The organism is Pseudomonas sp. MPC6 (genome assembly GCF_006094435.1).
Taxonomy (GTDB): domain Bacteria; phylum Pseudomonadota; class Gammaproteobacteria; order Pseudomonadales; family Pseudomonadaceae; genus Aquipseudomonas.
Map to the genome: position 1 here is coordinate 6,078,221 of NZ_CP034783.1, position 24,513 is coordinate 6,102,733.

Consider the following 24,513-nt stretch of genomic DNA (forward strand, 5'->3'; position numbering starts at 1 on the left):
GTAAACACACGGATTTCAATTTCAGACGCGTGCTTTCTACAGCGAAAATCCAATCTAACTATTTCAACAGAATCGGCCAATAGCAGCCACTCAATGCATTTACGAAGCCCGCATAGGTGATTTACGGTTCAAGTTATTTCCATAACCATTTCAATGAGAGTGTTCACGATTACTACCAGCCATAGTTCTCTCTCTTATTTTTTCTAAACCTTACGCGGTAAACGCAAGAACAGCAGTGTTGACATAATGGTTAACGCACCCAGACTGAGATAAGCCATGGAGAAGGCATCCATGACACTCGGTTGTGCCAACGCCCCCTCACCCGGATTAAATGCCACCAACAATCCACCAGCCATCGAAACAGCCAGGCCAATCGACAGTTGGATAGTTACCGACATCAAGCCGGTGCCGCTGCTTGCCTGATGATCACCCAGTTCGGTCAGGGTCACAGTGCCCATGGCCGTAAACTGGATGTAGTTAGCGACACCGATCAGCGACAGCAGAGCGATAATCAGCCACAGCGATGTTTGCGGGCCGACAAGTGCCATGCTGCAAATCAGCCCCCCTTGAGCCAGGGTGTTGCAACTGAGCACCGCACGATAACCGAAACGCCGAATCATCCCGCTCATAAACGGCTTGGTGGCCATACCGGTCAAGGTCAGCGGGATCATGCTCATCCCCGCCACCGAGGGCGAATGGCCCAGGCCCACTTGCATCATCAACGGCGTCAGAAACGGCATCGCCCCACTGCCCAAACGCGACATCAGGGTGCCGCTGATACCGACGGAAAAGCTGCGCAGGCGAAACAGCGACAGAGCAAAAAGCGGGTGTTTGCTGCGTGAGGCATGCAGCGAATACAGCGTCAGCGCGGCCACCGCAATGCCAAGCAACCAGCCCGGAGCTAGTAGCGAATCCTGGGACAGGCTTTCAATACCAAGAATGATCGACAGGGTGAATGCACCGAACAGTACGAAGCCTGCCACATCAAAGCGCGGACGCTTGGCTGGGCGAAAATCCGGCATCAGCTTGCGAGTGGCGTAGGCGCCAAGCAAACCGATGGGCAGGTTGATGGCAAATATCCAGCGCCAGCTGGCGTACTCCACCAGCCATCCGCCGATGGTTGGGCCAATCAGCGGACCGACCAGTCCAGGCAGTGTGACAAAGCTCATGACCCGCACCAGGTCGCTGCGCGGATAGGCGCGCAATACCACCAGCCGCCCAACGGGCATCATCAGCGCTCCGCCCACAGCCTGGATGATGCGCGCAATGATCAGCGAATCCAGAGTATCGACCTGGGTGCACAGCAACGAGCCTAGGCAAAACAACATGATCGCCGTATAAAAAATCTTGCGGCTACCAAAGCGGTCTGCCAACCAACCCGAAGCCGGGATCAGTATGGCCACGGTAATTAGATAGGCGATCAACACGCCATGCATGCGCAGCGGGTTTTCTCCCAAGTCGATGGCCATTATCGGCAATGCGGTGTTGAGAATAGTGCCATCCAATGCTTGCATAAAGAACGCCACCGCCACCAACCAAGGCAGTAAGCGTGCTGTACGAGGGTCGAGCACAGCCTGTGTGGTCACTTATCACCTTTGTGTGTTTTATTACCGTCGGTAAAAGCGAAACAGGCCACGCACCATTAGAGTTGCGTGGCCTGCGATTAGCGCAGCGGCGTCTTAATAACCGGAACTGGATACCGGTGTTATTGGCGCGACATCTTTGAACTTCGCCAGCAAACCTTTGGCGGCGGCGTTGAGCAGCGAAGTATCGACGCCCACGGCTACAAACTGCGCGCCGAGCTCAAGGTAGTGTTTGGCGAGCTCTTCATTGGCGCAGAGGATACCCACGGCCTTACCTGCTTTACGGATACGTCCAATAGCCTCGTCGATAACCGCACAGACCTGTGGGTGTGACGTTTGGCCAACGAAACCCATGGATGCCGACAGATCCGCCGGACCGATAAACACGCCATCCACCCCTGGAGTCGCCGCGATCGCATCAAGGTTGGCGATGGCCTCGCAGGTCTCCACCTGCACCAGTAGACAGACCTGCTCGTTGGCCTCGCTGACATAGTTGCTAAAGCGGTGCCAGCGCGAAGATCGGGAAATTCCACTGCCCATCCCACGAATGCCTTCTGGCGGGTAGCGCATATAACTCACGGCGTCAGCAGCCTGTTCGGCCGTATCGATCATCGGCAGCAGTAGGGTCTGCGCGCCAATATCCAGGTACTGCTTGACCAAGGTGGCATCGGCCACCGGCAGACGTACGACCGGATGACTATCAACGCTACCAGGAACCGCATGCACCGCGCTGGCAATGCCCTGCATCTGAGCCAGCGACGTGCGCAGGTCATTGGGCACATGCTCATTGTCGATCAGCAGCCAGTCATAACCAACACCACCGAGCAGTTCGGCTGCATACGCATCGGCCAGACCGACCCACAACCCGATTTGCGGTTTGCCGTCGCGCAGGGCTTGCTTGAACGCATTATGTAACCGTGGCACTTGGCTCATGCTTCACCTGACTTAAACAAAGCGGAAGGAAATGCTGCCCAGCGGACCGTAGTCAGCGTGGATGTGGTCACCCGCAACGCAGCCAATCGGACGGGTAAAGGAACCTGCCAACACCACCTGCCCTGCTTCCAGGCTCTCGCCGTAAGCTGCGAGTTTGTTGGCAAGCCATGCCACACCGGTCGCGGGGTGGTTCAGCACGGCCGCTGACACACCGGATTCTTCGATCACGGCGTTTTTGTACAACAGTGCGCTGACCCAGCGCAGATCGACGGCATCGGGTTTGACCGGGCGACCTCCGAGGACGATGCCAGCGTTAGCCGCGTTGTCGGAGATGGTGTCAAACACCTTGCGCGGTGCTTTGGTGTGGCGATCGAACTGCTCGATACGCGAGTCGATGATTTCCAGCGCCGGAACCACATAGTCAGTGGCAGCCAGCACGTCGAACATGGTCAGATTCGGACCTTTCAGCGGCTTGGCCAGGATAAAGGCGAGCTCCACTTCAACCCGCGGGGCAATAAAACGCGAAACGGGAATGTCGCTACCTTGGGAGAAGAACATGTCATCCAGCAGAGTGCCAAAATCCGGTTCGCTGATCTGGCTACTGATCTGCATGGCACGCGAGGTCAGACCGATTTTGTGGCCTTTGATCACGCGGCCTTCAGCTAACTTGAGTTTGACCCACTCACGGGAGATGGCATAACCGTCTTCGACGGTCATCTCCGGGAAACGCTTGGAGAAGTGTTCGATTTGCACGCGGCTTTGCTCGGCACGGTGCAGCTCGGAGGCCAGTTCGATAATCAGTGCTGGATTCAACATGGTTCTTATCCTTATTACGCCCGCAACTCGGTGGGGGCGGGAAATAATCAGGCTGTTAAAAATGCGATTACAGCGCTATGGAAGGCTTCAGGCTGCTCGAAGTGCGCCCAAATACGGCATTCAGGGATTTCTACCAGCGAGGCGTTCGGCGCGATCTCGGCGATCTTTCGCGCATTGTCGACAAACATGTGCTGGATGCTTGACGCTGCGATAACCAGTATCGGGGTTTGCAGAGCGCGCCACTCGTCGTGGCTCAAGAACTGCTCCGGTTGCGCCGAGGACATCATGTTGGCCATGCGGGTTTTCAGATTGTCGCCTTGGTAGCACTCCAAACGCGTGCTGACCATATCGGGCATGAGGCTTTTTTCTGGATTGAAATACAGCGCCGAAACGATCTTCTCGACGTTTTCCCAAGTAAGGCTTTCAGTAGCAGCACCACGGCGCTCTTTCACCCCGGAGATAAACTGGCCGACTTCGGCCTCATTCACCACAATGGCGCCCGGAGACACCATCACGACTTTCTCCACCCTTTCCGGAAAGTGATGAGCCAGGTGAATGGCAATCGCCGACCCCAAGGCCACACCGATGAAACTGGCACGCTCGATCTGCATGGCATCCATGAAATTGCGCACGTGATGGCGGTATACGCTTGGGGTGTAGGGGTAATCCGGTGCTTCGCTCAGACCATTGCCCATCATGTCCAAGGCGATCACTCGGAAGTGCTCAGCCAGCGGCGCTATGTTGGCGCAGAAATACTCCAGGCTGCCGGTAGCACCGTGCAACAGGATGAGTGCCGGGGCGTCTGGCTTGCCAGCTTCCAGATAACGCGTACTGACGCCATCGACGTCGATCCATGCCAAGCGATGCGGTGTGCGGAACAGGTGTTTCCAGATGCTTTGGTAATCCGTCATTTTTTATTCTCATTCACCATCGGCACACTTCGCGCATTCAAGCTCGCCAGCATTTCACTGGACCACTCGGAACGTAGTCGTGTACCCGGCGTTTCCTGGATAAGGGCCTGGGTTTTGGCAAAAAGGATCGCGGCCTCATCGGTCAATAAATCCAGCGACCACCAGGTCGGCTGGCTAACATGCCAAGGCGTTGGGCAATAGAGTTCCAGCCGGTTGCCTTCTGGATCGGCAACATAAAAGCTCCATGCGTTGCCATGATCCTTCTGTTCAATAATCGTCACGTCAGCGGCGTGCATTTCCCGCGCAAGCAAGACCAACTGCTCCAGGCTGTCGATGCGGAACGACACCTGGTTAAAGGCCGACAACGCTGTATTTCGACCACTGATGAGCGCGATCTGATGGTGCTCATCGGCGTCTATCGTCAGGTAAACCACCTGAGCACCGGATGAAGCGATTCCGTGGTCGGAGATCAACATGCCGAACCAACGTTGATAAAAAGGCACGATCAGGTCTAGTCGGTAACAGTAGATACCCACATGAGTCAGGCGGGGCCGTGTATTCCATTGGCTCACTGGGTGTGTCCTAAATCAGGTAAATAAATGCCACGCTGGCACAACTCGGGCAAGCAAACGACGACTGATCAGGCCAGCAAGAATTCAATACTGATCTTATTGAACGCCTCAGGCTGTTCGAATTGTGCCCAGTGATCACAGCCCTGCATTTCCACCAAGGTGACGTTAGGTGCGGTCTCTGCAATAGCGTATGCATTGCGCAGGAACATATTCGGCGCTTCGACTGCGGCGATGCTCAGAATGGGCAATTGCAGAGCTCGCCACTGTTCAATGGACAGATCCTGGCCACCGAGGCAGAAGGCCAGCAGATGAGGCATGGCGGCCTGCATACGGGGGTCTTGGTAGATGTCCAGACGAATACCGATCAGGTCGTCGATCAAGTCGTCCGGCTTGAGCATCAACCCACCCATGGCGGCACGCACGGTTTCCCACGTTGGACTGCTAGCGGCCACGCTGCGGCGCTTACGTACGCCTTCAGCCACACGGCGCTCTTCTTCGGCATCAACAATTATTCCGGCCGGAGCGACCATGACGAGTTTCTCAATGAGCTCCGGATATGTTTGTGCAACGGCTGCACCCACCCAAGACCCCAACGACACCCCCACAATGGAGGCACGGCCGATGCCTTTGGCCTGCATAAAACCTTCTACATGTGCGGCGTAGTGTTCGATCAGGTAATCATGGTCAGGCTTGTCAGTGGCCCCGCAGCCCAACATATCAATCCCAAACACATGGAAATGCTCGGCATAGGCTTGATAGTTGGCGCAAAAATTTTCCAGGCTGCCGGCAGTGCCATGCAGCAGAATCAATACCGGAGCACCTGCCTTACCTGCTTCCAGATAACGGGTGCCGACCCCATTGACATCAACCCAATCCAGACGATGAGGGGTTCGAAACAGGTATTTCCAAACGCTTTTATAATTATTCATTCTGCACCTTGAGAGGAGCGGGCTAACCATTTTCTTGGAGTGGAAACGGCCTCGTTAGATCGAGACAAGTACCACTGAAACCAGGCTTCAACAGTAGCCAATCGCGGTTTGCAGAAGCAACGGAAAACGACAATGTCGTGCACTAAGTGCACACAGGGTCTTAGGGAGCCAAGATCAAAGCCGACGGGTCACCCGCCTCAAACTGCCTCCAGCGCGTTTCGATCTGGTCAACGGTTTCACGCATCATGGGTAAATAGCGCTTTGCTGCCTCCTGAATAGGCATGGCTTTGGCGATGTAGACCAGACCGAGACAGCCCAAGAGATGTTCCTGGTTGTGAATGGGCAGAGCGATAGCCGCAATACGATTTTCTACCCGCCAGTGTGCGTAGTTTTCCCCGTATCCCGCCTTTCGCGTGTGATCCATCAACCGGTTGATATAGCTGCGGTCTCTGGCCAACGCGCCCTCCTCATCGTCGCGCGCGGCCAAGAGTTTCAGAATATTTTCGCGTTCTTCATCCGGACAAAAGGCCAGATAAGCCCGACCCACGGAGGTATGAAGCATTGGCAGTCGACGCCCGACCATCGCACTGTGAAACGACAGTCGACTAAATTTATGAGTGGTTTCGCGTATCAGCATGGCGTCACCGTCCAGGGTGCATAAGTCAGTAGGCCAGAGCACCTTCTGCAAAAGATTACCCAGCAGCGGCGCCGCCAACGCCGAGATCCACTGCTCATCACGAAAACCTTCGCTCAGCTCACGCACCCTCAATGTCAGCTGGTAAAGACTACTGTCTGAGCTGTTGCGCTGTATGTAGCCCTCTTGCTGAAGGGTTTCCAGCAATCGGCGCACAGTCGTGCGGTGCAAACCACTCTGCTGTGACAGTTGATTAATGCTCAATTCACCGCCGCTGTGGCTCAGCGTATTGATTAACGCCAGTCCACGGATAAGCCCGCGTACCGCCTTGTATTCCGTTTCTTTTTCTTGGGTCATGGAATTTACGGCCTCATGCTGATGTGCACTCAGTGCACACGAAATAGCTTTCCCATTGCTGGCAGTTTTTTCTTATTCCTATACTCGATCACACAAAAAAACAACGGCAATCGTTAATTGACGCGGTGTTTTATTTAAAACGCGCAGCACTTGCAGCTATGGGGTTAACACCTGAATCAGGTGCAAGGAGTGCACAAGCTAGCGGCCTAAATCCCGGCGGAGCTTAATTTCAAGATGGCGGAGACCACACATGACAACAACACCCAACGAAACTACCGCTCACGCGCAAACCATCGACTACCAAGCCGATGTCGTTGTGATAGGGGCTGGCCCCGTTGGCTTGGCTATCAGCAATTACCTTGGTCAAATGGGTGTTGAAGTCCTGGTGATCGAAAAGCTCGACAGCTTGATCGACTACCCGCGCGCCATTGGTATCGACGATGAGTCGTTGCGTACCATCCAGGCGTTCGGCCTGGTCGATCAGGTGCTGCCGCACACTACGCCTTGGCACGCGATGCGCTTCCTGACCCCTAAAGGCCGTTGCTTCGCCGACATACAACCGATGACAGAGGAGTTCGGCTGGTCGCGCCGCAACGCCTTCATTCAGCCGCAAGTAGACGGCGTCATGTTCAAAGGCCTGCAGCGCTTTGCCAACGTGCGCACACTGTTCTCCCGCGACCTGATCGATTTCAGCCAAACCGGTGATGGCGTCAGCCTGCGCATGAAAAAAGCCGACGGTAGCGAAGAAACCGTGCGGGCCGGTTACATGGTCGCTTGCGACGGCGGTAACAGCTACGTACGCCGCACCCTTAACATCAGCTTTGACGGTAAAACGGCGCCGAATCAGTGGATTGTCGTCGACATTGCCAACGACCCTCTGAGCACGCCCCATATCTACCTGTGCTGCGACCCAGTGCGTCCTTATGTCTCCGCTGCCCTGCCTCATGGTGTGCGCCGTTTCGAATTCATGGTCATGCCCGGCGAAACGGAAGCTGAGCTGAGCAAACCGGAGAACATGCGCAAGCTGTTGGCCAAGGTGCTGCCCAACCCCGATCGCATAGAACTGATCCGCAGCCGCGTCTATACCCACAACGCACGCCTGGCCGGTCAATTCCGTCAGGGGCGGGTGCTGCTGGCTGGCGATGCCGCGCACATCATGCCGGTATGGCAAGGCCAGGGTTACAACAGCGGGATGCGGGATGCCAGCAACCTGGCCTGGAAGCTCGCGTTGGTCGTTAAAGGACTGGCAGGGCCAAGCTTGTTGGACACCTATGAAGTGGAACGGCGTGATCACGCAAAAGCGATGATCGATCTTTCTGTACTCGCCGGGCACGTCCTGGCGCCACCCAAGCGCTGGCAGGGCACCTTGCGTGACGGCGTGTCGTGGCTGCTCAATTATTTGCCGCCGGTTAAGCGCTACTTCCTGGAAATGCGTTTCAAACCGATGCCCAAATACACCAAAGGCGTGGTGGTCAGTGACGAGATCAAAAACTCGCCAGTGGGCCGCATGTTTATTCAGCCAATGGTTGAACTCGAAGACGGCCGCAAGGTACTGCTTGATGAAGTGATTGGCGCGAACTTCGCAGTGCTGTCTTGGGGCAGCAATCCAAAGTGGGGACTGACGCAAGAGCAAATCGCGGCCTACGAGCAACTGGGTACCCGTTTTATCCAGGTTCTGCCTGCCGTCCAACTGAAAGCACAGCGCCCTCGGGTGGAAGGGGTGATCAGTGTCGGCGACTTCAACAACAGTCTGAAAACATGGTTCGCACAGTACCCCGCCTCGGTGGTGGTGCTACGTCCTGATCGTTTCATCGCCAGCCTCTGTATCCCGCAGACATTGGGCAAGGCCAGCACGCTAGTACTGAGCAAGTTAAGCGCCACCCCGGTGGCCGTTAAGAGCCCAGCACAAAGCGAGGTGGCCTGACATGACTGTGCTGCTGGAGTGTTTGTCGCACACCCCGCTGGTCGGTCATGTCGACCCGAACCAGGATGTGCTGGATGAGGTCGACGTGGTAGTGAAGGCTGCGCGTGAACGTATCGCCACCTTCGATCCAGAGCTGGTCATTCTGTTCTCGCCCGATCATTACAATGGCTTTTTCTATGACGTGATGCCGTCGTTTTGCATTGGTATGGGTGCCCACGCCATCGGCGATTTCGGCACCCTGGCCGGCAATCTCAACGTGCCCCAAGTGCTGGCCGAGGACTGCGCCAGCTTTGTGCTCGAGTCCGGGGTTGATGCCGCGGTGTCTTACGATATGCAGCTCGACCACGGCGCGGCACAACCGCTGGAGTTTTTCTTTGGTGCGCTAAATAAATGCCCGGTGATCCCGGTGTTTATCAACTCGGTCGCCGTTCCGCTACCTAGCTTCCAGCGCGCACGCCTGCTCGGCCAGGCGATTGGCCAGTGGGCGAGCACTCTGAACCAACGGGTATTGATCATCGGTTCGGGCGGGCTGTCGCATCAACCTCCGGTGCCTGAGTTGGCCACCGCCAATGCCCATATGGCCGATCGCCTGAAGGGCAGCGGCCGTGTCCTTCCGGAGGATGAACGTGAAGCGCGCACCCAGCGGGTGATTCAAGCGGCACGGCGTTTTGTCGAAGATCAGAACTCGCTGCACCCGCTCAACCCCGAGTGGGATCAGCAGTTCCTTGACACGTTGAGCCGCGGCGAACTGGCCGAGCTCGATAGTGTGAGTAACGCTCACCTCTCGGCCCTGGCCGGCAAGTCCACTCACGAAGTCAAAACCTGGGTCGCCGCGTTCTCCGCCCTTCAAGCCTTTGGCCCTTACGAGGCCAGCAACCGTTATTACCGCGAAATCCCGGAGTGGATCGCCGGCTTTGGCGCCCTGAGCGCCCGCCTGCGTTAGGACCCACCGGTTTACGCATCCCATTTAGAGGACACTTTGATGAGCCGCTTCAACGAAGAAAACACCAGCCATTTCGTTAACATTGAAGACGCAGGCCGCACGCTAAACATCCATTACAACGATATCGGCGACGGTAACAACGTGGTGGTCATGCTGCACGGCTCTGGCCCCGGCGCCACCGGCTGGGCCAATTTCAACCGCAACATCGATCCACTGATCGACGCCGGTTTTCGCGTATTGCTGATCAACTGCCCGGGCTGGGGCAAGACCGACACGGTCGTCTGCGCCGAGTCGCGCTCCGAGCTCAACGGCCGCGTGGTCAAGGCCGTGATCGACCAACTGGGCATCAACAAGATCTCCCTGCTCGGCAACTCCATGGGCGGCCACAGCGCCGTGGCCTTTGCCTTGGCCAACCCGGACAACGTCGACAAGCTGGTCCTGATGGGCGGCGGCACCGGCGGCGTGAGCTCGTTCGTGCCGATGCCGACCGAAGGCATCAAGCTGATCGGCGCGCTGTACCGAGAACCGACGCTGGAAAACCTCAAGCGCATGATGAACGTGTTCGTCTACGACGCCAGCGACCTGACCGAAGACCTGATGCAAGCGCGCCTGACCAACCTGCTGGCTCGCCCGGACCATCTGGAAAACTTCGTCAAGAGCCTCCAGGCGCATCCCAAGCAGTTCCCCGACCAGAGCGCGCGCCTGGATGAAATCAACGCCGAAACCCTGATCGTTTGGGGCCGTAACGACCGCTTTGTACCGGTCGATACAGGCTATCGCTTGAACGCCGGCATCCTCAATTCGCAACTGCACGTGTTCAACAAATGTGGTCACTGGGCGCAGTGGGAGCACGCCGAGAAGTTCAACCGCCTGGTGCTCGACTTCCTGACCCACTAATCCATAAGTTGTCGGCCTGACAGGCTTCTCGTCAGGCCTCCGAGGTGAACATGAGCGTATCGAAAAAAACCATAGAATCACTCGCCGCGGCCCTTCGCAGCGCCGAAGCCAGCGGCTTGGGCATTGCTCCGCTGCGTGAAGAGATTGGTATTGAGTCGGCGGATGCCGCTTACGCCATTCAGCGCTTGAACGTGGCGGTGGCACAAGCCGAGGGACGCCGCATCGTCGGCCGAAAGATCGGCCTGACCAACAAGAAAGTCCAGGCTCAACTGGGTGTGGATCAGCCGGACTTCGGCACCTTGTTTGCCGACATGTGCTACGGCGACGGCGATACAGTGCCCTTTGGCCGCGTGATGCAGCCCAAGATCGAAGCGGAAATTGCTTTGGTTTTGAATAAGGACTTGCCGTCTAGCGACACCACCTTCCTTGACGTACTGGCCGCCACCGGCTGGGTGCTGCCGTCGTTGGAAATTGTCGGTTCGCGCGTTAAAGACTGGAACATCCGCTTCGTCGACACCGTGGCTGACAACGCCTCCAGCGGCTGCTTTGTGCTCGGTGGCCCGGCGCGGCGACTCGAAGGCATCGACCTGCGCAATGCACGCATGAGCATGACCCGTAATGGCGAAGTGGTTTCTGAAGGCACCGGTGCCGAATGCCTGGGCCATCCGTTGAACGCTGCCGCCTGGTTGGCCTCGACCATGGCACGCCTGGGCACGCCATTGAAGGCCGGAGACGTGATTTTGACCGGCGCCTTGGGCCCGATGGTACCGGTTGCGGCGGGCGATCATTTTGAAGCCTTGATCAGCGGGATTGGCCAAGTCGCCGTGCAGTTCAACGCTGAGTAATCAGCATCACGCGAGAACAAGAGAACAACACCATGAAAAAACTCAAAGTCGCGATCATCGGTCCGGGCAACATCGGTACCGATCTAATGATCAAAGTGATGCGCAACGCCAAGTACCTGGAAATGGGTGCCATGGTCGGTATCGACCCCAAGTCCGACGGTCTGGCCCGCGCTCAGCGCCTGGGCGTGGCAACCACTGCTGAAGGCGTACAAGGCCTGATCGATTTGCCCGAATTTGCTGACATCGACTTCGTCTTCGATGCCACCAGCGCTGGCGCACACGTGCAAAACGACGCCTTGCTGCGCGCCGCCAAGCCCGGTATCCGCTTGATCGACCTGACGCCTGCGGCCATCGGCCCCTATTGCGTGCCAGTGGTTAACCTGGAACAGAACCTGAATCAGTTGAACGTCAACATGGTCACCTGCGGTGGCCAGGCAACCATCCCGATGGTCGCTGCAGTATCCCGCGTGGCCAAGGTTCACTACGCCGAAATCATCGCCTCGATCGCCTCCAAATCGGCCGGCCCTGGCACGCGTGCCAACATCGACGAATTCACCGAAACCACCTCCCAGGCGATTGAAGCCGTGGGTGGCGCCGCCAAGGGTAAGGCGATCATCGTCATGAACCCGGCCGAACCGCCGCTGATGATGCGCGACACTGTGTTCGTGCTGTCTGAAGCCGCCGATCAGGCGAAGGTTGAAGCCAGCATCGAAGAAATGGCCGCCGCGGTTAAGGCTTACGTGCCGGGCTATCGCCTCAAGCAAAAAGTGCAGTTTGACGTCATCCCTGAAGACGCGCCGCTGAACATTCCGGGCCACGGCAAGTTCTCGGGCTTGAAAACCTCGATCTTTCTGGAAGTTGAAGGCGCCGCCCACTACCTGCCTGCTTACGCGGGCAACCTGGACATCATGACCTCTGCCGCGCTGGCTACCGCCGAGCGTATGGCTATCTCGATGATCAACGGCTGAGAACACGACCATGATTTTTGATCCAAGCAAAAAAATCTACATTTCCGACGTCACCTTGCGCGACGGGAGCCATGCAGTTCGCCACCAGTATTCGATCCAGAACGTGCAGGACATCGCCCGCGCCCTCGACCAGGCCAACGTGGACTCTATTGAAGTCACTCACGGTGATGGTCTGCAAGGTTCAAGCTTCAACTACGGCTTTGGCGCCCACACCGATCTGGAATGGATCGAAGCGGCGGCCGATGTGATTGAAAATGCCAAGATCACCGTATTGCTGCTGCCCGGTATCGGAACGGTTCATGACCTCAAGGCCGCTTACGACGCTGGCGCTCGCTCCGTGCGCGTGGCCACCCACTGCACCGAAGCCGACGTGTCCAGACAGCACATCGAATACGCGCGCTCGCTGGGCATGGACACCGTCGGTTTCCTGATGATGAGTCATATGATCCCGGCCGAACAGCTAGCCGCCCAAGGCAAGTTGATGGAAAGCTACGGTGCCGAGTGCATCTACATGGCCGACTCCGGTGGCGCTATGAGCATGAACGACATCCGTGACCGCATGCGGGCCTTCAAGGCCATGCTGAACGCTGAAACACAGACCGGCATGCACGCCCACCACAACTTGAGCCTGGGCGTGGCCAACTCCATTGTCGCGGTCGAGGAAGGCTGTGACCGTGTCGATGCCAGCCTGGCCGGTATGGGTGCAGGTGCTGGCAACGCGCCCCTGGAAGTATTCATCGCTGCCGCGGAGCGCATGGGCTGGAACCACGGCACCGACCTGTATCGCCTGATGGATGCTGCCGACGATCTGGTACGTCCGCTGCAAGACCGCCCGGTAAGGGTTGACCGTGAAACCCTCGGTCTCGGTTACGCAGGCGTGTACTCCAGCTTCTTGCGTCACGCCGAAATGGCTGCGGCCAAGTACGGCCTCAAGACCCTGGATATCCTGGTTGAACTGGGACGCCGCCGCATGGTGGGTGGCCAGGAAGACATGATCGTCGACGTGGCGCTGGATCTGCTCAAACAACGTTAATCCCCTGGCTTACTCCGTAGCGGGCCAGCTGCAAAAGGGCCAGGTCTTCAGTGCCGGGGCAAGTTGGCTTTGGCGCCAGGAAATGTCATCGCCTCGCAGGAGATTTTTTCCTGGTCCCTCGGCGCAGCCACCCTTCTACTGATTAACCCTTCGCCCCCCCGTTACGTCGAGCCTGTCACGACTTTTTCTATCTGCAGGGATACCTGCGCGCTGGAGTCTGATGATGCAATTGATAGACCCTTCACTGTTCCGCCAGCAAGCCTATATCGACGGCGCATGGGCTGATGCCGACAACGACCAGACCCTCAACGTCAATAACCCGGCGACCGGTGAGATACTTGGTAGCGTGCCGAAAATGGGTCGTGCCGAAACCGCTCGCGCCATTGAAGCGGCCAACCGCGCCCTGCCGTCCTGGCGTGCCCTGACCGCCAAAGAGCGTGGTGCCAAATTGCGCCGCTGGTACGAGCTTATGCTCGAACACAAAGACGATCTGGGCCGTCTGATGACCCTGGAGCAAGGCAAGCCGCTGCATGAGTCAGTGGGCGAAGTGGTGTATGCCGCCTCCTTCTTCGAGTGGTTCGCCGAAGAAGCCAAGCGCGTCTACGGTGACACCATTCCAGGGCACCAGGTCGACAAGCGTCTGCTGGTTATCAAGCAGCCTATCGGCGTGACAGCGGCCATAACACCGTGGAACTTCCCTTGCGCGATGATTACCCGCAAAGCCGGTCCAGCGCTGGCCGCCGGTTGCACCATGGTGCTCAAACCTGCCTCGCAAACCCCCTACTCGGCCCTGGCACTGGCCGAATTGGCTGAACGGGCTGGTATCCCCGCAGGCGTGTTCAACGTGGTCACCGGCAGCGCTGGCGAAGTTGGCGGCGAACTGACCGGCAACCCGATCGTGCGCAAGCTCAGCTTCACCGGCTCCACCGAAATCGGCCGCCAGCTGATGGCTGAGTGCGCCAAGGATATTAAAAAGGTGTCGCTTGAACTGGGCGGCAACGCGCCCTTTATCGTGTTCGACGACGCCGATCTGGACGCTGCCGTTGAGGGCGCGCTGATCAGCAAATTCCGCAACAACGGCCAGACCTGCGTATGCGCCAACCGCTTGTATGTGCAGGACGGCGTATACGAACTTTTCGTAACCAAGCTAGCCGTGGCGGTGGCCAAACTGCAGATCGGTAACGGCCTGCACAGCGGCACCAGCACCGGCCCGCTGATCGACGCAAAGGCCGTGGCTAAAGTGCAGGAGCACATTGATGACGCAGTCGCCAAGGGTGCGCGTGTGCTACTGGGTGGTAAACCTCACGCCCTGGGTGGGAGCTTCTTCGAGCCGACCATCCTGGTCGACGTACCGCATCACGCCTTGGTGTCAAAGGATGAAACCTTTGGCCCACTGGCCCCGGTATTCCGCTTCAAGGACGAAGCTGAAGTTATCGAACGCGCCAATGACACCGAGTTCGGCCTGGCTTCGTATTTCTACTCCCGTGACATTAGCCGCGTGTTCCGGGTGGGTGAAGCCCTGGAATACGGCATGGTCGGTGTCAACACGGGGCTGATCTCAAACGAAGTGGCGCCGTTCGGCGGCATCAAAGCGTCGGGTCTGGGCCGTGAAGGCTCCAAGTACGGTATCGAGGACTACCTGGAAATCAAATACATGTGCCTTTCGATATAAGCGCAAAGGCAACAAAAAACCCGCACTGGTTGCGGGTTTTTTGATGCGCGCTGTTTGAACGCTTAACGCGCTAAGGTAGGTTGCGGGTCTGCTTGTTGAAATTTGGCTTCAGTTGCGGCCGCTTCATCATATTCCCGGGCTACCTTGTCCATCTCCGGACGCAGGTAGCGCAGGGAGAAACCCAACACCAAGATCGCCAGAACTACACTGGTAGCCGAAACACTGACAAGTGAATAGCCAAGCATGGCCTGATCCTTGAACACGTGCTCGGTAATGATCGCTACCAATGTCGGAGAAATGGTCGGCGCCACAGTACCCACTACAAGAATGAACATACCCATGACTCGCCCACGCAAGTGGCTAGGCGCCATTAGTTGAATGGTTGCCGAAACGTAGAACACCGAGTTCAGCAGGATGATATCCAGTACCGCATAAGCAACAACAAACACATTAAAGTCATTGGTGGTAAAAGCAACGCCCATGGCAGGCAGCGAAAGGACGAGGATAAAGGTGTAGAAACGGATATGCGCGTCCTTGTAACCGCGCTTGACCATCCAGTCAATGAACAGTCCTTTGAGGATCATTGAGAAAGCCCCGACGGCGTATAGCATGCTCAAAGCTGGAGCATACTCCTTGGGAGACAACCCAAAATGGCGGGTAATATATGTCGGGCCCCAAGCCAGAGATGCCATTGCCGCCAGGGTAGTGCAGGAAAAACCCAGAAGCAGCAAACTGTACAAGCCCTTTCGTTGCGTTACATAGTCTTTAAAGGCGATCTCGCCTACTTTGCACGCGACGTTTTTTACTCGCAGGCTGACATCCGAGGCACCTTTACGCAGCGGTTCGGAAAAACTGAATACCAGCAACGCCAGCAGTACACCCGGCGCCCCTAGCAGAATGAGCGCCGAACGCCACGCATTCATTTCACCAAGCAATGGAAAATTTATGCTGCCGACGCTGGCGGTATAAGCGATGACCCAGCCACCAACACCGAACGCAAAGGCATTGCCCAATTTGGGCCCCATGCCGAAAATCGACATGGCCGTGGTCATGCGGTGGCGCGGCACACGGTCGGCAATCATCGAATACGCCGCAGGCATCAATGATGCCTCTGCAGCACCGACAGCTACCCGGCTGGCAAACAGGGCCGGAAAGGATTTGGACAGACCTGCACACACGGTAGCTATCGACCAGATAGCGAAGCCGCCGAATAGCACCTTGCGTCTAGAAAAACGGTCACAGGCCCAGCCCAGCGGGTAAGCAAATAAACCGTGGGCGACGGCAAACGCTGGTCCGATAATCAGGCTTATTTGCACATCGGTAAAACCCATGTCCTGTTGGATCGGCACCACCAGCATGTTCAGCACCAGTCGATCAAGTATCGACATGACGTAAAACATCAGCAATACAAGCACCATCCACCAAGGCTCGATCCTTTCCCACCAGTGCGTGGAAAATCGATTGGTATTTATCATGTTCATCAGCAGTCACCATTTTTTTATTTATTAAGTGGTGTTGAAGGAAGGCCCTCATTTGGCTTGCTGATTTAAGCGGCGTTTTTCAAGAAACGATAGGACCAACTGCCATCTCGTGCACTGAGTGCTCCTCCATGCATTACTGCCTTGCGACGAAGCGCGGACAATCGCTAATTTAGGTCGTCCTTAAAAAAACAACACAGAGGCCTCCCATGCTTGTTCGCCGAATCGCTCGTCACATCCTCGATACCCGCTATGAAAACCTCCCGCACGGAGTGATCCATGCCGCTAAGTTGCGGCTGATTGATGCACTGAGCTGTACCGTGGGAGGGCATGTATCACCCAGCAATGCCATTTATTTGAATTTGTTCAAAAGTTGGGGAGGTGCGCCGCAGGCCAGTGTTCTGGGTTTCGGGGAGAAACTTCCGTTGCCCCAAGCAGCACTAATCAACTGCCTGAGTACCCGCTCATTTGATTTCGAGGTAACAGGCCCGGAAGCCGAAGGTATCAACAAAGGCAAGATGGTAGGTCACGTCTGCAGCACCACGGACCCTACCGCGCTGAGTGTGGCTGAGTTCATGAACAGCAGTGGCCAGGAGCTTTTGGTCGCAGTGGTATTAGGCGGGGATGTGGGCGCACGCTTGGCCGTTTCAGAAGAGTTCAACTTCGATAAATGCTTTGAGGTTTGCGGAACCGCCAACGCTATTGGCGCCTTGGCAGTTGTTGCCCGATTGATGAAACTGGACGAAGACCAGATCGTCAATGCCTTCGGCATTTTGCTGCACATGATGTCAGGCTCGTACCAGTCCCTTTGGGATGGCGCCGACACCTTTAAACTACCCGGCGCCCTGGCTGCATACAACGCGGTGACCGCGGCGCAGTTGAGCCTGGGAAGTTTCGGCGGAGTAAAAGATGCGCTCACCAGCAAACTGGGGTATTACAACCTCTATTCCTATAATGCGTCGCCGGAGAATTTCGCTGCGGATCTGGGCACTACCTTCTACGTTCAAGGTATGCACAAGCTGCACCCATCCTGCTACGGCAATCACAACCCAATCGAATGCGCGCTGGAACTTGTAAACGCCCATCACTTCACGGCAGATGATGTGGAAACGATCACCGTGGATGTGCCGCCTCACCGGGTCAATCATTTCCTCAACCAGACCATGAGCGCTGAGGATGGCCAGGCCCGCGCACTGTTCAGCATCCCTTACGGCATTGCCAATGCACTGGTGAATAAAGAAGTGCGAATCGAGCATTACACCTCGGCCCACATTCATGACCCAATAGTCATGGCCTTGACCGAGCGCGTGGTTCTGCAGGCGGCCGAAGACGTCAACATCAACCAGTTGATGCGCCTGGCCATTCACCTTAAAGATGGCCGAGTCTTGAAATCTGAACGTGACAAACTGCCCCTCGGCTGGGCGGCCAACCCGGTCTCCGACCAGGACATCGTGAACAAATTTTGGCGCAACATTCATTTCGCGAAGAATGTCAGTGACGAGCGCGCCCAGCGCGCCCTAGAGGCAATTCAGAATCTCGAACAACTGGACAGCGTCGTGGCAATTACAGACAACCTCCGATAATCACTGCTCACTCCGTTGCCAAAGCAGGTCCACCCAGGAGGGCCTGTTCGGCATCGTGACACGCTTATGGCGTGTTCCTAGAGCGCGGACAAGCGCTTTTAAATACCACTCCAGTGAAAACAGATGTCTTCTCATCGCGACGATCGGCAGGGGGCCAACCTCTATGAGAGCTGATTCTGCTCGACTTGGAAAACCAATCAGGTAATCGATAATCTGCGAGTTCCAGGCATGCCTTCGACTGTTAAAGACCTGACTTCAATACAGGACTGAACTGTTAAGGGCCAGAGCACGACAAAGCCCCACCCCGTTACCGGGATGGGGCGTGGGTGCAACAGCTTTAGAATGCTTCGAGATTAGCTTTCACACCCGCGCGAATTCGCGCCTGCCATTCCTCACGACTGCAGAAGCCCGGCTGCGTTTTGGCCTTCTCCTCAGTGCGGGTATAGATTTGCTCTACCGATTCGGTGACCAGGTCGACATCCCACCAGGTAGGCTGCTGCACGTACCAAGGCGACGGGGTGTAGCATTCAATACGGTTACCCTCTGGGTCCGAGATGTAAATACTCCAGGTGTTGCCGTGATCCTTTTGCTGCAAAATCGGAACCCCAGCTTTATGGAACTCAACCGCCATCTGCTTGAGCTCCTCAAGGCTGTCGTAGACAAAGGAAATCTGCTGCATACCGGGATGACCTTCACGACGCAGATTGGCAAACGCAATCTGGTGATGCTCATCAGGATCACCGGTCATGAATACCACGCGGGCACCATCCGCACGTCCAGTACCGGTGTCAGATATTACGAATCCAAACCAACGAGTGTAAAACTTACCCAGCTCATCTGGTTGGAATGCGGGAACGCCAATGTGGCGGAATCGGCCTTGAGGAAGCGGCATGGTATTAAACCTCTTGTTAAGGTGGATAGGTGCAGTCATCAGTATCCGAGACACCGATATTCAGTCTTTGCCCAAACGAGCAATAATGGTGCACCCAGCGCTCATATTTGAGCTTTTGCACGGTGCACCTGATTGAAAAAAGCCCTTAGTTTGCATGCAGCCGTTACCCAGGCATTCACTCGCTATTGGCTCAGCACAAAGCCGCATTCCAAATGAGATCACCGCCTGAAATCGGCCTTTGTAAGTCCCTCTACAGCCGACAATCGACTTCTCATTCTCGCTCCGACAAACGCCGACCAAGCCCCCCGCATCCCATCGGGGTTTTCCCGCTGACCAGCGCTCTTCAAAAAATGGAAGCTCGTGGGAGCATCGATTGCCTGAGTGTATTGATATCAGTTCATGGCGATAATGAAGCAAAATTTCGAAACCGCGTGCACTTGGTGCACGCAACGCGAGCTTTCCGTTGCGCTTCTCTGGGGCGCTTTTGATACTTAGCCCATGCCCTCCGCTTGCATTGTCAGGGCCAGCCGGAATCCAGATTCCGAAGCACAATTACAAAAACAAGAGATCAAACATGTCCAGCACTAAGCCGTCGCTTGGAAGAGTATTGCTGTTCGCCTCCATGAACGCAGCACCTCTGCTTTGCGCCACAACGCAAGTGGTTGCCGCGCAGGGTTTTTTAGAAGACTCCAAAGCCACACTTCGTATGCGGAACCTTTATTACGATAATGACTTTCGCTCTGGACCGGGCGTGTCGCGCCTCACCGAGTGGGGACAGGGTTTCGCACTCAATGCACAATCGGGATTCACCCAGGGAACCGTTGGTTTTGGCGTTGATTTATTAGCGTTTTATGGACTGAAACTTGATTCCGGTGGCAAGGTTGGTGATCCTAACTCCTCTCGTCAACCCGCACTCCTATTTCCCCGTGCATCCGATGAAAGTTCTGTCGACAATTTTTCCTGGGCTTATTTGAACCCAAAGATTCGCTTCTCGAAAACTCAGATAAGTTATGGCGCTCATCTACCGCGCATGCCGATTGTCCAAGCCTCTACTGGCAGCATTGCCCCCCAGTTATTTGAGGGCACAGTGGTTACGTCCAACGAAATCGAAGGCCTGACCCTGATGAGTGGGCTGTACGAGCACTCTAAAGGCCGCGCGTCTAGCGATGGCATTTCCATGTCCATTAGCGCCTCGTCACCTGCACGAGGCCCTGGTAATCCTTATAACCGAGCGGTCTACGGCGCGAATATGCCAGGCACACCACAAGACAGTAATCACTTCTGGTTCTTCGGCAGCGAGTACGCCCTGACCCCCGGCCTGACCCTGCGTTACTACTACGGCGAGCTGGAAGAGTTCTACCAGCAGCACATGATTGGGGCGTTGACACAAATGCCTCTCGGTGCAGGCAAACTGTCTGGCGACTTCCGGTATTACGACAGCTCTGGCAATGGCAAAAACAGCAGCTTTGCCGGACGCAAAGAGGGCTACCTCGCAAGCGGCTACTATGGCAATGGCGTCACTGTGGGTGAAGTCGATAATCGGCTGAGCAGCGCATTATTCAGCTACAAGTACGGTGCCCACACCTTCGGTTTCGGCTACCAATATACCGAAGGCAAAAGCGACTTCGTATGGCTGAACCAAGGTGATGGCAGCATTGCACCCATCACAAGTGATATTCAAGTTAACAAGTTCACTCGGGCTGGCGAGCGCACCACGCAAGTGCGTTACGGTTACGACTTTGTTGCTCTTGGCATACCTGGGCTGGAAGCAAACTGGATCTATCTGAAAGGGCGAAATGCCCGCTCAGTTCAAGGGCCGAAAGAGGAAAATGTGCAAATCGTTTCGCTGAATTACGCAATTCAAAGCGGAGCGCTCAAGGGACTCGCCTTTCGCTTCGATAAAGGCATTCTCCACAGTGATGTGCCTGGTGTACGCGATATGACCGAAACGCGCCTGATCACCGAATACAGCATTCCACTGTTCTAGCACTGTTTACATTGGGCAACGCTGCCGCAACTCGAAGGGCTCTGGTCCCGCAATAATTACAATTCAGGAGATGTCCCATGCCTAACAAACCGTTGCCCCTTCTACACAATACCTGGTGGTCAAGGATCGAGCCTTGGTGGATGGTAGGGGTACTGTTGTTATTTTACGTGATTTCGATTCTGGATCGCCTGGTCATCAATATGCTGGTGATTCCGATTCAGAAGGATCTGGGCCTGACCGACTTTCAGATCAGCCTGTTGCTGGGTCCTGCATTCGCGATCTGCTTTGGCCTGTGCGGCTATCCATTGGGCTGGGCAACGGATCGCTTTTCCCGCCGTCGCGTCATATTCGGCGGTATCGTGTTCTGGTCCATAGCCACCTTGGCAACCGGCCTGGCGAAGTCGTTCCCGATGTTGTTTGCAGCACGCATGGGCGTTGGGGCCGGTGAAGCCGGTCTGCAACCTGCAGCCTACTCACTGATTGCAGATAAGTTTCCGAAAGAGCGCATGACTACGGCTCTATCAATTTTCGGCATGGGGCCAAAAGTCGGTACTGCGCTGGCCTTCGCCGTGGGTGGCTGGGTAATAGCCTACTCTGCCGCCCATGAGGGCCTGGTACTGCCGCTGATTGGTGAAGTCAACTCATGGCGGCTTGCCATGATCTTGATTGGCACTCCGGGCATCTTGTTAGCGCTTCTTGCCTTCAGCTTTTCCGAGCCATCACGCAAAAATCACGTAAAACCAGCGGCTTCCGATGTCAGCGTATTTGCCTATATGGGTCAAAACAAACCGCTGTTCGTTAGCCTGTTGCTGGGTTTTGCCTGTGCTGCTGTGGCTGCTGCGAGCCTGGTCAGTTGGGTACCAACGTACATCACCCGCGAGTTCGGGTGGACGCCGAAGGAATATGCGCCAATCATGGGCGTGGTCAACGTCATTAGCGCTTCGAGTATCATATTTAAAGGTATCATTATCGATTGGCTGTACAAGCGCGGCATCCGCGATGCTCACGTACGTTTCTATACCTGGTTACTGGCTATCACTCCGCCGCTGGCCATCCTGGCTTTCAGCGTTTCCAGCCCTTACTGGTTCATGGGCGTGTATGCTGTGGTCGATGTCGTGCTGGTTTCCTTCCTGCTTTACATCGCCGCGACCGTACAGCTGCTAGTACCCAACCGCATGCGCGGACAGACTACGGCGATTTTCATGTTCGTCACGGCAACGATCGCCGCAGGGATTGCCCCAACCATCGTCGCGTCCCTCACTGACTTCCTGTTCCAAGACCAAAAGCAGTTGGGCAAGTCGCTTATGCTGGTGACCACCACTGCCAGTCTGGTGGCTTTCATTGTCCTACGGTACTCGCTGCGACACCTGCGACCTGCGCTGGAACGACAGGACCTGGCTCAGCGCCAATCGGAATCCTCGAACTCACAACTTAACCCGGCCTGAAGGCCGCCCAGGTCGCCGACGCCCCCTCGGCATTGCCCAGGGGCGTTTTGCTTACATTGTAGTTGTGACTTGGGCAACGGTATGATGCCCCATGGATCGATTACCCTCTCTAAACGCCATCCGCAGTTTTGTGGCAGCTGCACGCTCACAAAGCTTCACTGCCGCCGCGCAGGAGCTGCATGTCACCCAAGGTGCGGTTAGTCGCATGGTGCAGGCGCTAGAACTTGAGTTGGGTATCCAGTTGTTCAACCGCAACGGACGTTTTATTACTCTCACCCAAGCTGGACAGACTTATTACCAAGAGGTGAGTCTGGCATTGCAGCGAATCTCCGACGCCACTCGCAAAATCCGCCAGGAAGAAGCAGGGCAGGCACTGCAGCTAGTGGTGAACTCAGGATTCGCCATACGCTGGCTCATGCCACGCCTGCCTGCTTTTCAACAGCAATACCCTAATATTGAAGTGCACATCCTGGGTGGCGAGACCGACACGGCCAATACAACCGACAATGCTCAACTGATTATTCGTTACGGTAACGGCGTCTGGCCGGGGATGAATGCAGATGCACTGCCGGTAGGAACCTTAATGGGTGTGATCTGCTCACCTCAGCTTAAAGCCTCCCGCGAGCTCAACCGCCCGGCGGATCTGCTACAGGGACCGCTGCTCACTCACACTGCAACTGCACGGAGCGGATTTTGGGGAGACTATTTTGCATCCTTCGGCCTGCCCCAGCCTCAGCTGGATTTGGCTCCCCGCTTCTATCAGCTGTTGCTATTGGCTGAAGCAGCCATGGGCGGGTTGGGTTTTGCCTTGGTGCCGTTATTTCTGTTCCAGCCCGAGCTTGAAAGTGGGCGCTTGGTTAAGGCTATCCCCCACACCTTCACATCAACCCGTGGTTATTACGCCACTTATCCTCCCGGCGCCGATCACGACCTTAAGGTCAATGTGTTCAAGCGCTGGCTAATGCAGCAAGCCGAACAGTCTCGCCTGCATACCGAAGCGCTATGGCGCTATCCTGAGCAGTAAGATGGCCTGAAATCGAGGACCGAAGAGCAAGAACAGAAAAGGCCCTGGAAAGGGCCTTTTAATACAATCGCAACTGAACGCGACCGCAAATGCCTCAATGCCCCAATAGCTTTTGCAGTACTCTACTGGCCGCCGCAATATCGGCATCCGAAACACCTGCCAGTTGCTCTGCGGTGAACTCCTTGGCTCGAGCAGTCAACGCCTGACGCTTCTGTAAACCTGACTCAGTAAGCGAATAATCGCCGCTGTTGAGCTGAACGAAGCCCTGATTTTTCAACTCATTCAATGCATCTTCGATCGCGCCTCGGCCAAGCAGTGAGTCATGCTCCAGCGAATCGATCGTCGCCGCGCCCTGCGCCAGATGGCTAAGCACCCGAGAGGTCGCCATCGTGACCCCAAGTGCTTGCCTATGCGCCTGGAAGAGCCGCGACATATGCTGGCTGGTACTGGTCAGCAGACTGGTAAACAGTGGATCTTCAAGGGTAGGTTTCGAGGTTGCACCCTTTTGTACACCGACGGCCACTTGTGGATGATTCTGCGTAACGGCGTACTGCCCTTGAGAAAAAACCAAGGGCTCACCGGCAAAACGCGCGTAATGCTCGACTTGCCCCACCAGGATCCAGTGATCACCACCTTCGTAGACCTTGGCCAAACGGCATTGCAAGTGGGCGATGGCGCCTTTGATCAGCGGAGCCCCTGCGGCATCCGGCAACCATTGCACCAGCTTGAAACGATCCTCATGACCGGAGCCAAACAGCTGAGATACCTCCACTTGGTCCGCCGCCAGGACGCTAATAGCGAAGTGACTGGCCTCGATAAAAGTGGCAGCACTGGCGGATTCACAGCGGATTGACCACAACACCAATGCAGGATCGAGAGACACGGCTGCGAAAGAATTGACGGCCATCCCGACCCGCTTATCGCCCTGCTGGGCAGTAATGATCGATACGCCTGTGGGATACTGGCCCAAGCAGCGTCGGAAGGCCCGACCATCGATGAGAGGATCACCCTGTTCAAGCAAGCTTGAATCATCCTCGTACATGTTTGAATTTGTCATCTGTATACCCTAGCTCTGCTCAGAGCCGAT

Annotated in this window: 21 protein-coding genes; 11 read left to right on the top strand and 10 right to left on the bottom strand. The window is 56.1% G+C overall.

The window, feature by feature from the left end:
• Positions 1-203: 203 nt before the first annotated feature.
• The 7 genes from mdtD to ELQ88_RS30370 form a co-directional block, all read right to left on the bottom strand.
• Positions 204-1,586 (bottom strand): multidrug transporter subunit MdtD, encoded by a 1,383-nt coding sequence (gene mdtD / locus ELQ88_RS30340; protein ID WP_138969149.1) that lies wholly within the window; start codon positions 1,584-1,586, stop codon positions 204-206.
• A 93-nt stretch (positions 1,587-1,679) separates the two neighbouring features.
• Positions 1,680-2,516 carry an aldolase/citrate lyase family protein gene (locus ELQ88_RS30345; RefSeq protein WP_138969150.1) on the bottom strand — a complete coding sequence of 279 codons (837 nt, stop codon included), beginning with the start codon at positions 2,514-2,516 and terminating at the stop codon, positions 1,680-1,682.
• Between the two features lie 12 nt (positions 2,517-2,528).
• Positions 2,529-3,332, bottom strand: a complete 804-nt coding sequence (gene hpaH, locus ELQ88_RS30350; protein ID WP_138969151.1) for a 2-oxo-hept-4-ene-1,7-dioate hydratase — start codon at positions 3,330-3,332, stop codon at positions 2,529-2,531.
• A gap of 47 nt (positions 3,333-3,379) precedes the next feature.
• A complete protein-coding gene (locus tag ELQ88_RS30355; protein WP_138969152.1) occupies positions 3,380-4,243 on the bottom strand; it encodes an alpha/beta hydrolase in 864 nt (287 codons plus the stop codon).
• Positions 4,240-4,815, bottom strand: coding sequence for a VOC family protein (locus ELQ88_RS30360; protein ID WP_138969153.1), 576 nt, complete (start codon positions 4,813-4,815; stop codon positions 4,240-4,242). The genes ELQ88_RS30355 and ELQ88_RS30360 overlap by 4 nt, the downstream gene beginning before the upstream one ends.
• Positions 4,816-4,883: 68 nt before the next feature.
• Positions 4,884-5,744 (bottom strand): alpha/beta hydrolase, encoded by an 861-nt coding sequence (locus tag ELQ88_RS30365; protein WP_138969154.1) that lies wholly within the window; start codon positions 5,742-5,744, stop codon positions 4,884-4,886.
• A 160-nt stretch (positions 5,745-5,904) separates the two neighbouring features.
• Positions 5,905-6,735: a DNA-binding transcriptional regulator gene (locus ELQ88_RS30370; RefSeq protein WP_138969155.1), complete on the bottom strand. Its 831-nt coding sequence runs from the start codon at positions 6,733-6,735 to the stop codon at positions 5,905-5,907.
• A gap of 250 nt (positions 6,736-6,985) precedes the next feature.
• Here ELQ88_RS30370 and ELQ88_RS30375 point away from each other — a divergent pair, with 250 nt between their 5' ends.
• From ELQ88_RS30375 to gabD, 7 genes are all read left to right on the top strand, one after another.
• Positions 6,986-8,659, top strand: a complete 1,674-nt coding sequence (locus ELQ88_RS30375) for a bifunctional 3-(3-hydroxy-phenyl)propionate/3-hydroxycinnamic acid hydroxylase (RefSeq protein WP_138969156.1) — start codon at positions 6,986-6,988, stop codon at positions 8,657-8,659.
• 1 nt (position 8,660) lies between these two features.
• Positions 8,661-9,602 (top strand): 3-carboxyethylcatechol 2,3-dioxygenase, encoded by a 942-nt coding sequence (locus ELQ88_RS30380; protein WP_138969157.1) that lies wholly within the window; start codon positions 8,661-8,663, stop codon positions 9,600-9,602.
• Positions 9,603-9,641: 39 nt separating this feature from the next.
• Complete coding sequence (locus tag ELQ88_RS30385) at positions 9,642-10,499, top strand: alpha/beta fold hydrolase (RefSeq protein WP_138969158.1); 858 nt, start codon at positions 9,642-9,644, stop codon at positions 10,497-10,499.
• 50 nt (positions 10,500-10,549) lie between these two features.
• Positions 10,550-11,344, top strand: a complete 795-nt coding sequence (gene mhpD, locus ELQ88_RS30390) for a 2-keto-4-pentenoate hydratase (RefSeq protein WP_138969159.1) — start codon at positions 10,550-10,552, stop codon at positions 11,342-11,344.
• A gap of 32 nt (positions 11,345-11,376) precedes the next feature.
• The gene (locus ELQ88_RS30395; protein WP_138969160.1) at positions 11,377-12,312 is read left to right on the top strand and encodes an acetaldehyde dehydrogenase (acetylating); all 936 of its coding nucleotides are present in this window, start codon (positions 11,377-11,379) and stop codon (positions 12,310-12,312) included.
• Between the two features lie 10 nt (positions 12,313-12,322).
• Positions 12,323-13,345, top strand: a complete 1,023-nt coding sequence (gene dmpG, locus ELQ88_RS30400; RefSeq protein WP_138969161.1) for a 4-hydroxy-2-oxovalerate aldolase — start codon at positions 12,323-12,325, stop codon at positions 13,343-13,345.
• Between the two features lie 223 nt (positions 13,346-13,568).
• Positions 13,569-15,017 (top strand): NADP-dependent succinate-semialdehyde dehydrogenase, encoded by a 1,449-nt coding sequence (gabD, locus tag ELQ88_RS30405; protein ID WP_138969162.1) that lies wholly within the window; start codon positions 13,569-13,571, stop codon positions 15,015-15,017.
• Positions 15,018-15,079: 62 nt separating this feature from the next.
• Here the strand turns inward: gabD and ELQ88_RS30410 are convergent, their stop codons facing one another.
• Entirely contained in the window at positions 15,080-16,498 is a 1,419-nt protein-coding gene (locus ELQ88_RS30410) for an MFS transporter (protein WP_138969163.1), read from the bottom strand.
• 206 nt (positions 16,499-16,704) lie between these two features.
• Between ELQ88_RS30410 and ELQ88_RS30415 the strand changes: the two genes are divergently transcribed.
• The gene (locus tag ELQ88_RS30415; protein ID WP_138969164.1) at positions 16,705-18,078 is read left to right on the top strand and encodes an MmgE/PrpD family protein; all 1,374 of its coding nucleotides are present in this window, start codon (positions 16,705-16,707) and stop codon (positions 18,076-18,078) included.
• Positions 18,079-18,415: 337 nt separating this feature from the next.
• On the opposite strand, the gene ELQ88_RS30420 is transcribed toward ELQ88_RS30415, so the two are convergent.
• A complete protein-coding gene (locus ELQ88_RS30420; protein WP_138969165.1) occupies positions 18,416-19,009 on the bottom strand; it encodes a VOC family protein in 594 nt (197 codons plus the stop codon).
• 535 nt (positions 19,010-19,544) lie between these two features.
• On the opposite strand from ELQ88_RS30420, the gene ELQ88_RS30425 reads away from it, so the two are divergent.
• From ELQ88_RS30425 to ELQ88_RS30435, 3 genes are all read left to right on the top strand, one after another.
• Positions 19,545-20,957 carry an OprD family outer membrane porin gene (locus ELQ88_RS30425; RefSeq protein ID WP_138969166.1) on the top strand — a complete coding sequence of 471 codons (1,413 nt, stop codon included), beginning with the start codon at positions 19,545-19,547 and terminating at the stop codon, positions 20,955-20,957.
• A gap of 77 nt (positions 20,958-21,034) precedes the next feature.
• Positions 21,035-22,402: an MFS transporter gene (locus tag ELQ88_RS30430; protein WP_138969167.1), complete on the top strand. Its 1,368-nt coding sequence runs from the start codon at positions 21,035-21,037 to the stop codon at positions 22,400-22,402.
• 91 nt (positions 22,403-22,493) lie between these two features.
• Positions 22,494-23,426, top strand: a complete 933-nt coding sequence (locus tag ELQ88_RS30435) for a LysR substrate-binding domain-containing protein (protein ID WP_138969168.1) — start codon at positions 22,494-22,496, stop codon at positions 23,424-23,426.
• A 94-nt stretch (positions 23,427-23,520) separates the two neighbouring features.
• Here ELQ88_RS30435 and ELQ88_RS30440 read toward each other — a convergent pair whose 3' ends face one another.
• Positions 23,521-24,483 (bottom strand): flavin reductase, encoded by a 963-nt coding sequence (locus tag ELQ88_RS30440; protein ID WP_138969169.1) that lies wholly within the window; start codon positions 24,481-24,483, stop codon positions 23,521-23,523.
• Positions 24,484-24,513: the final 30 nt, after the last annotated feature.

Bases quoted from the DNA above. Each gene is read 5' to 3' on its own strand.
- ELQ88_RS30345 (WP_138969150.1), bottom strand. From the start codon at position 2,516: ATGAGCCAAGTGCCACGGTTACATAATGCGTTCAAGCAAGCCCTGCGC.
- hpaH (WP_138969151.1), bottom strand. From the start codon at position 3,332: ATGTTGAATCCAGCACTGATTATCGAACTGGCCTCCGAGCTGCACCGT.
- ELQ88_RS30355 (WP_138969152.1), bottom strand. From the start codon at position 4,243: ATGACGGATTACCAAAGCATCTGGAAACACCTGTTCCGCACACCGCAT.
- ELQ88_RS30365 (WP_138969154.1), bottom strand. From the start codon at position 5,744: ATGAATAATTATAAAAGCGTTTGGAAATACCTGTTTCGAACCCCTCAT.
- ELQ88_RS30370 (WP_138969155.1), bottom strand. From the start codon at position 6,735: ATGACCCAAGAAAAAGAAACGGAATACAAGGCGGTACGCGGGCTTATC.
- ELQ88_RS30375 (WP_138969156.1), top strand. From the start codon at position 6,986: ATGACAACAACACCCAACGAAACTACCGCTCACGCGCAAACCATCGAC.
- ELQ88_RS30380 (WP_138969157.1), top strand. From the start codon at position 8,661: ATGACTGTGCTGCTGGAGTGTTTGTCGCACACCCCGCTGGTCGGTCAT.
- ELQ88_RS30385 (WP_138969158.1), top strand. From the start codon at position 9,642: ATGAGCCGCTTCAACGAAGAAAACACCAGCCATTTCGTTAACATTGAA.
- mhpD (WP_138969159.1), top strand. From the start codon at position 10,550: ATGAGCGTATCGAAAAAAACCATAGAATCACTCGCCGCGGCCCTTCGC.
- ELQ88_RS30395 (WP_138969160.1), top strand. From the start codon at position 11,377: ATGAAAAAACTCAAAGTCGCGATCATCGGTCCGGGCAACATCGGTACC.
- dmpG (WP_138969161.1), top strand. From the start codon at position 12,323: ATGATTTTTGATCCAAGCAAAAAAATCTACATTTCCGACGTCACCTTG.
- gabD (WP_138969162.1), top strand. From the start codon at position 13,569: ATGCAATTGATAGACCCTTCACTGTTCCGCCAGCAAGCCTATATCGAC.
- ELQ88_RS30410 (WP_138969163.1), bottom strand. From the start codon at position 16,498: ATGAACATGATAAATACCAATCGATTTTCCACGCACTGGTGGGAAAGG.
- ELQ88_RS30415 (WP_138969164.1), top strand. From the start codon at position 16,705: ATGCTTGTTCGCCGAATCGCTCGTCACATCCTCGATACCCGCTATGAA.
- ELQ88_RS30420 (WP_138969165.1), bottom strand. From the start codon at position 19,009: ATGACTGCACCTATCCACCTTAACAAGAGGTTTAATACCATGCCGCTT.
- ELQ88_RS30425 (WP_138969166.1), top strand. From the start codon at position 19,545: ATGTCCAGCACTAAGCCGTCGCTTGGAAGAGTATTGCTGTTCGCCTCC.
- ELQ88_RS30430 (WP_138969167.1), top strand. From the start codon at position 21,035: ATGCCTAACAAACCGTTGCCCCTTCTACACAATACCTGGTGGTCAAGG.
- ELQ88_RS30435 (WP_138969168.1), top strand. From the start codon at position 22,494: ATGGATCGATTACCCTCTCTAAACGCCATCCGCAGTTTTGTGGCAGCT.
- ELQ88_RS30440 (WP_138969169.1), bottom strand. From the start codon at position 24,483: ATGACAAATTCAAACATGTACGAGGATGATTCAAGCTTGCTTGAACAG.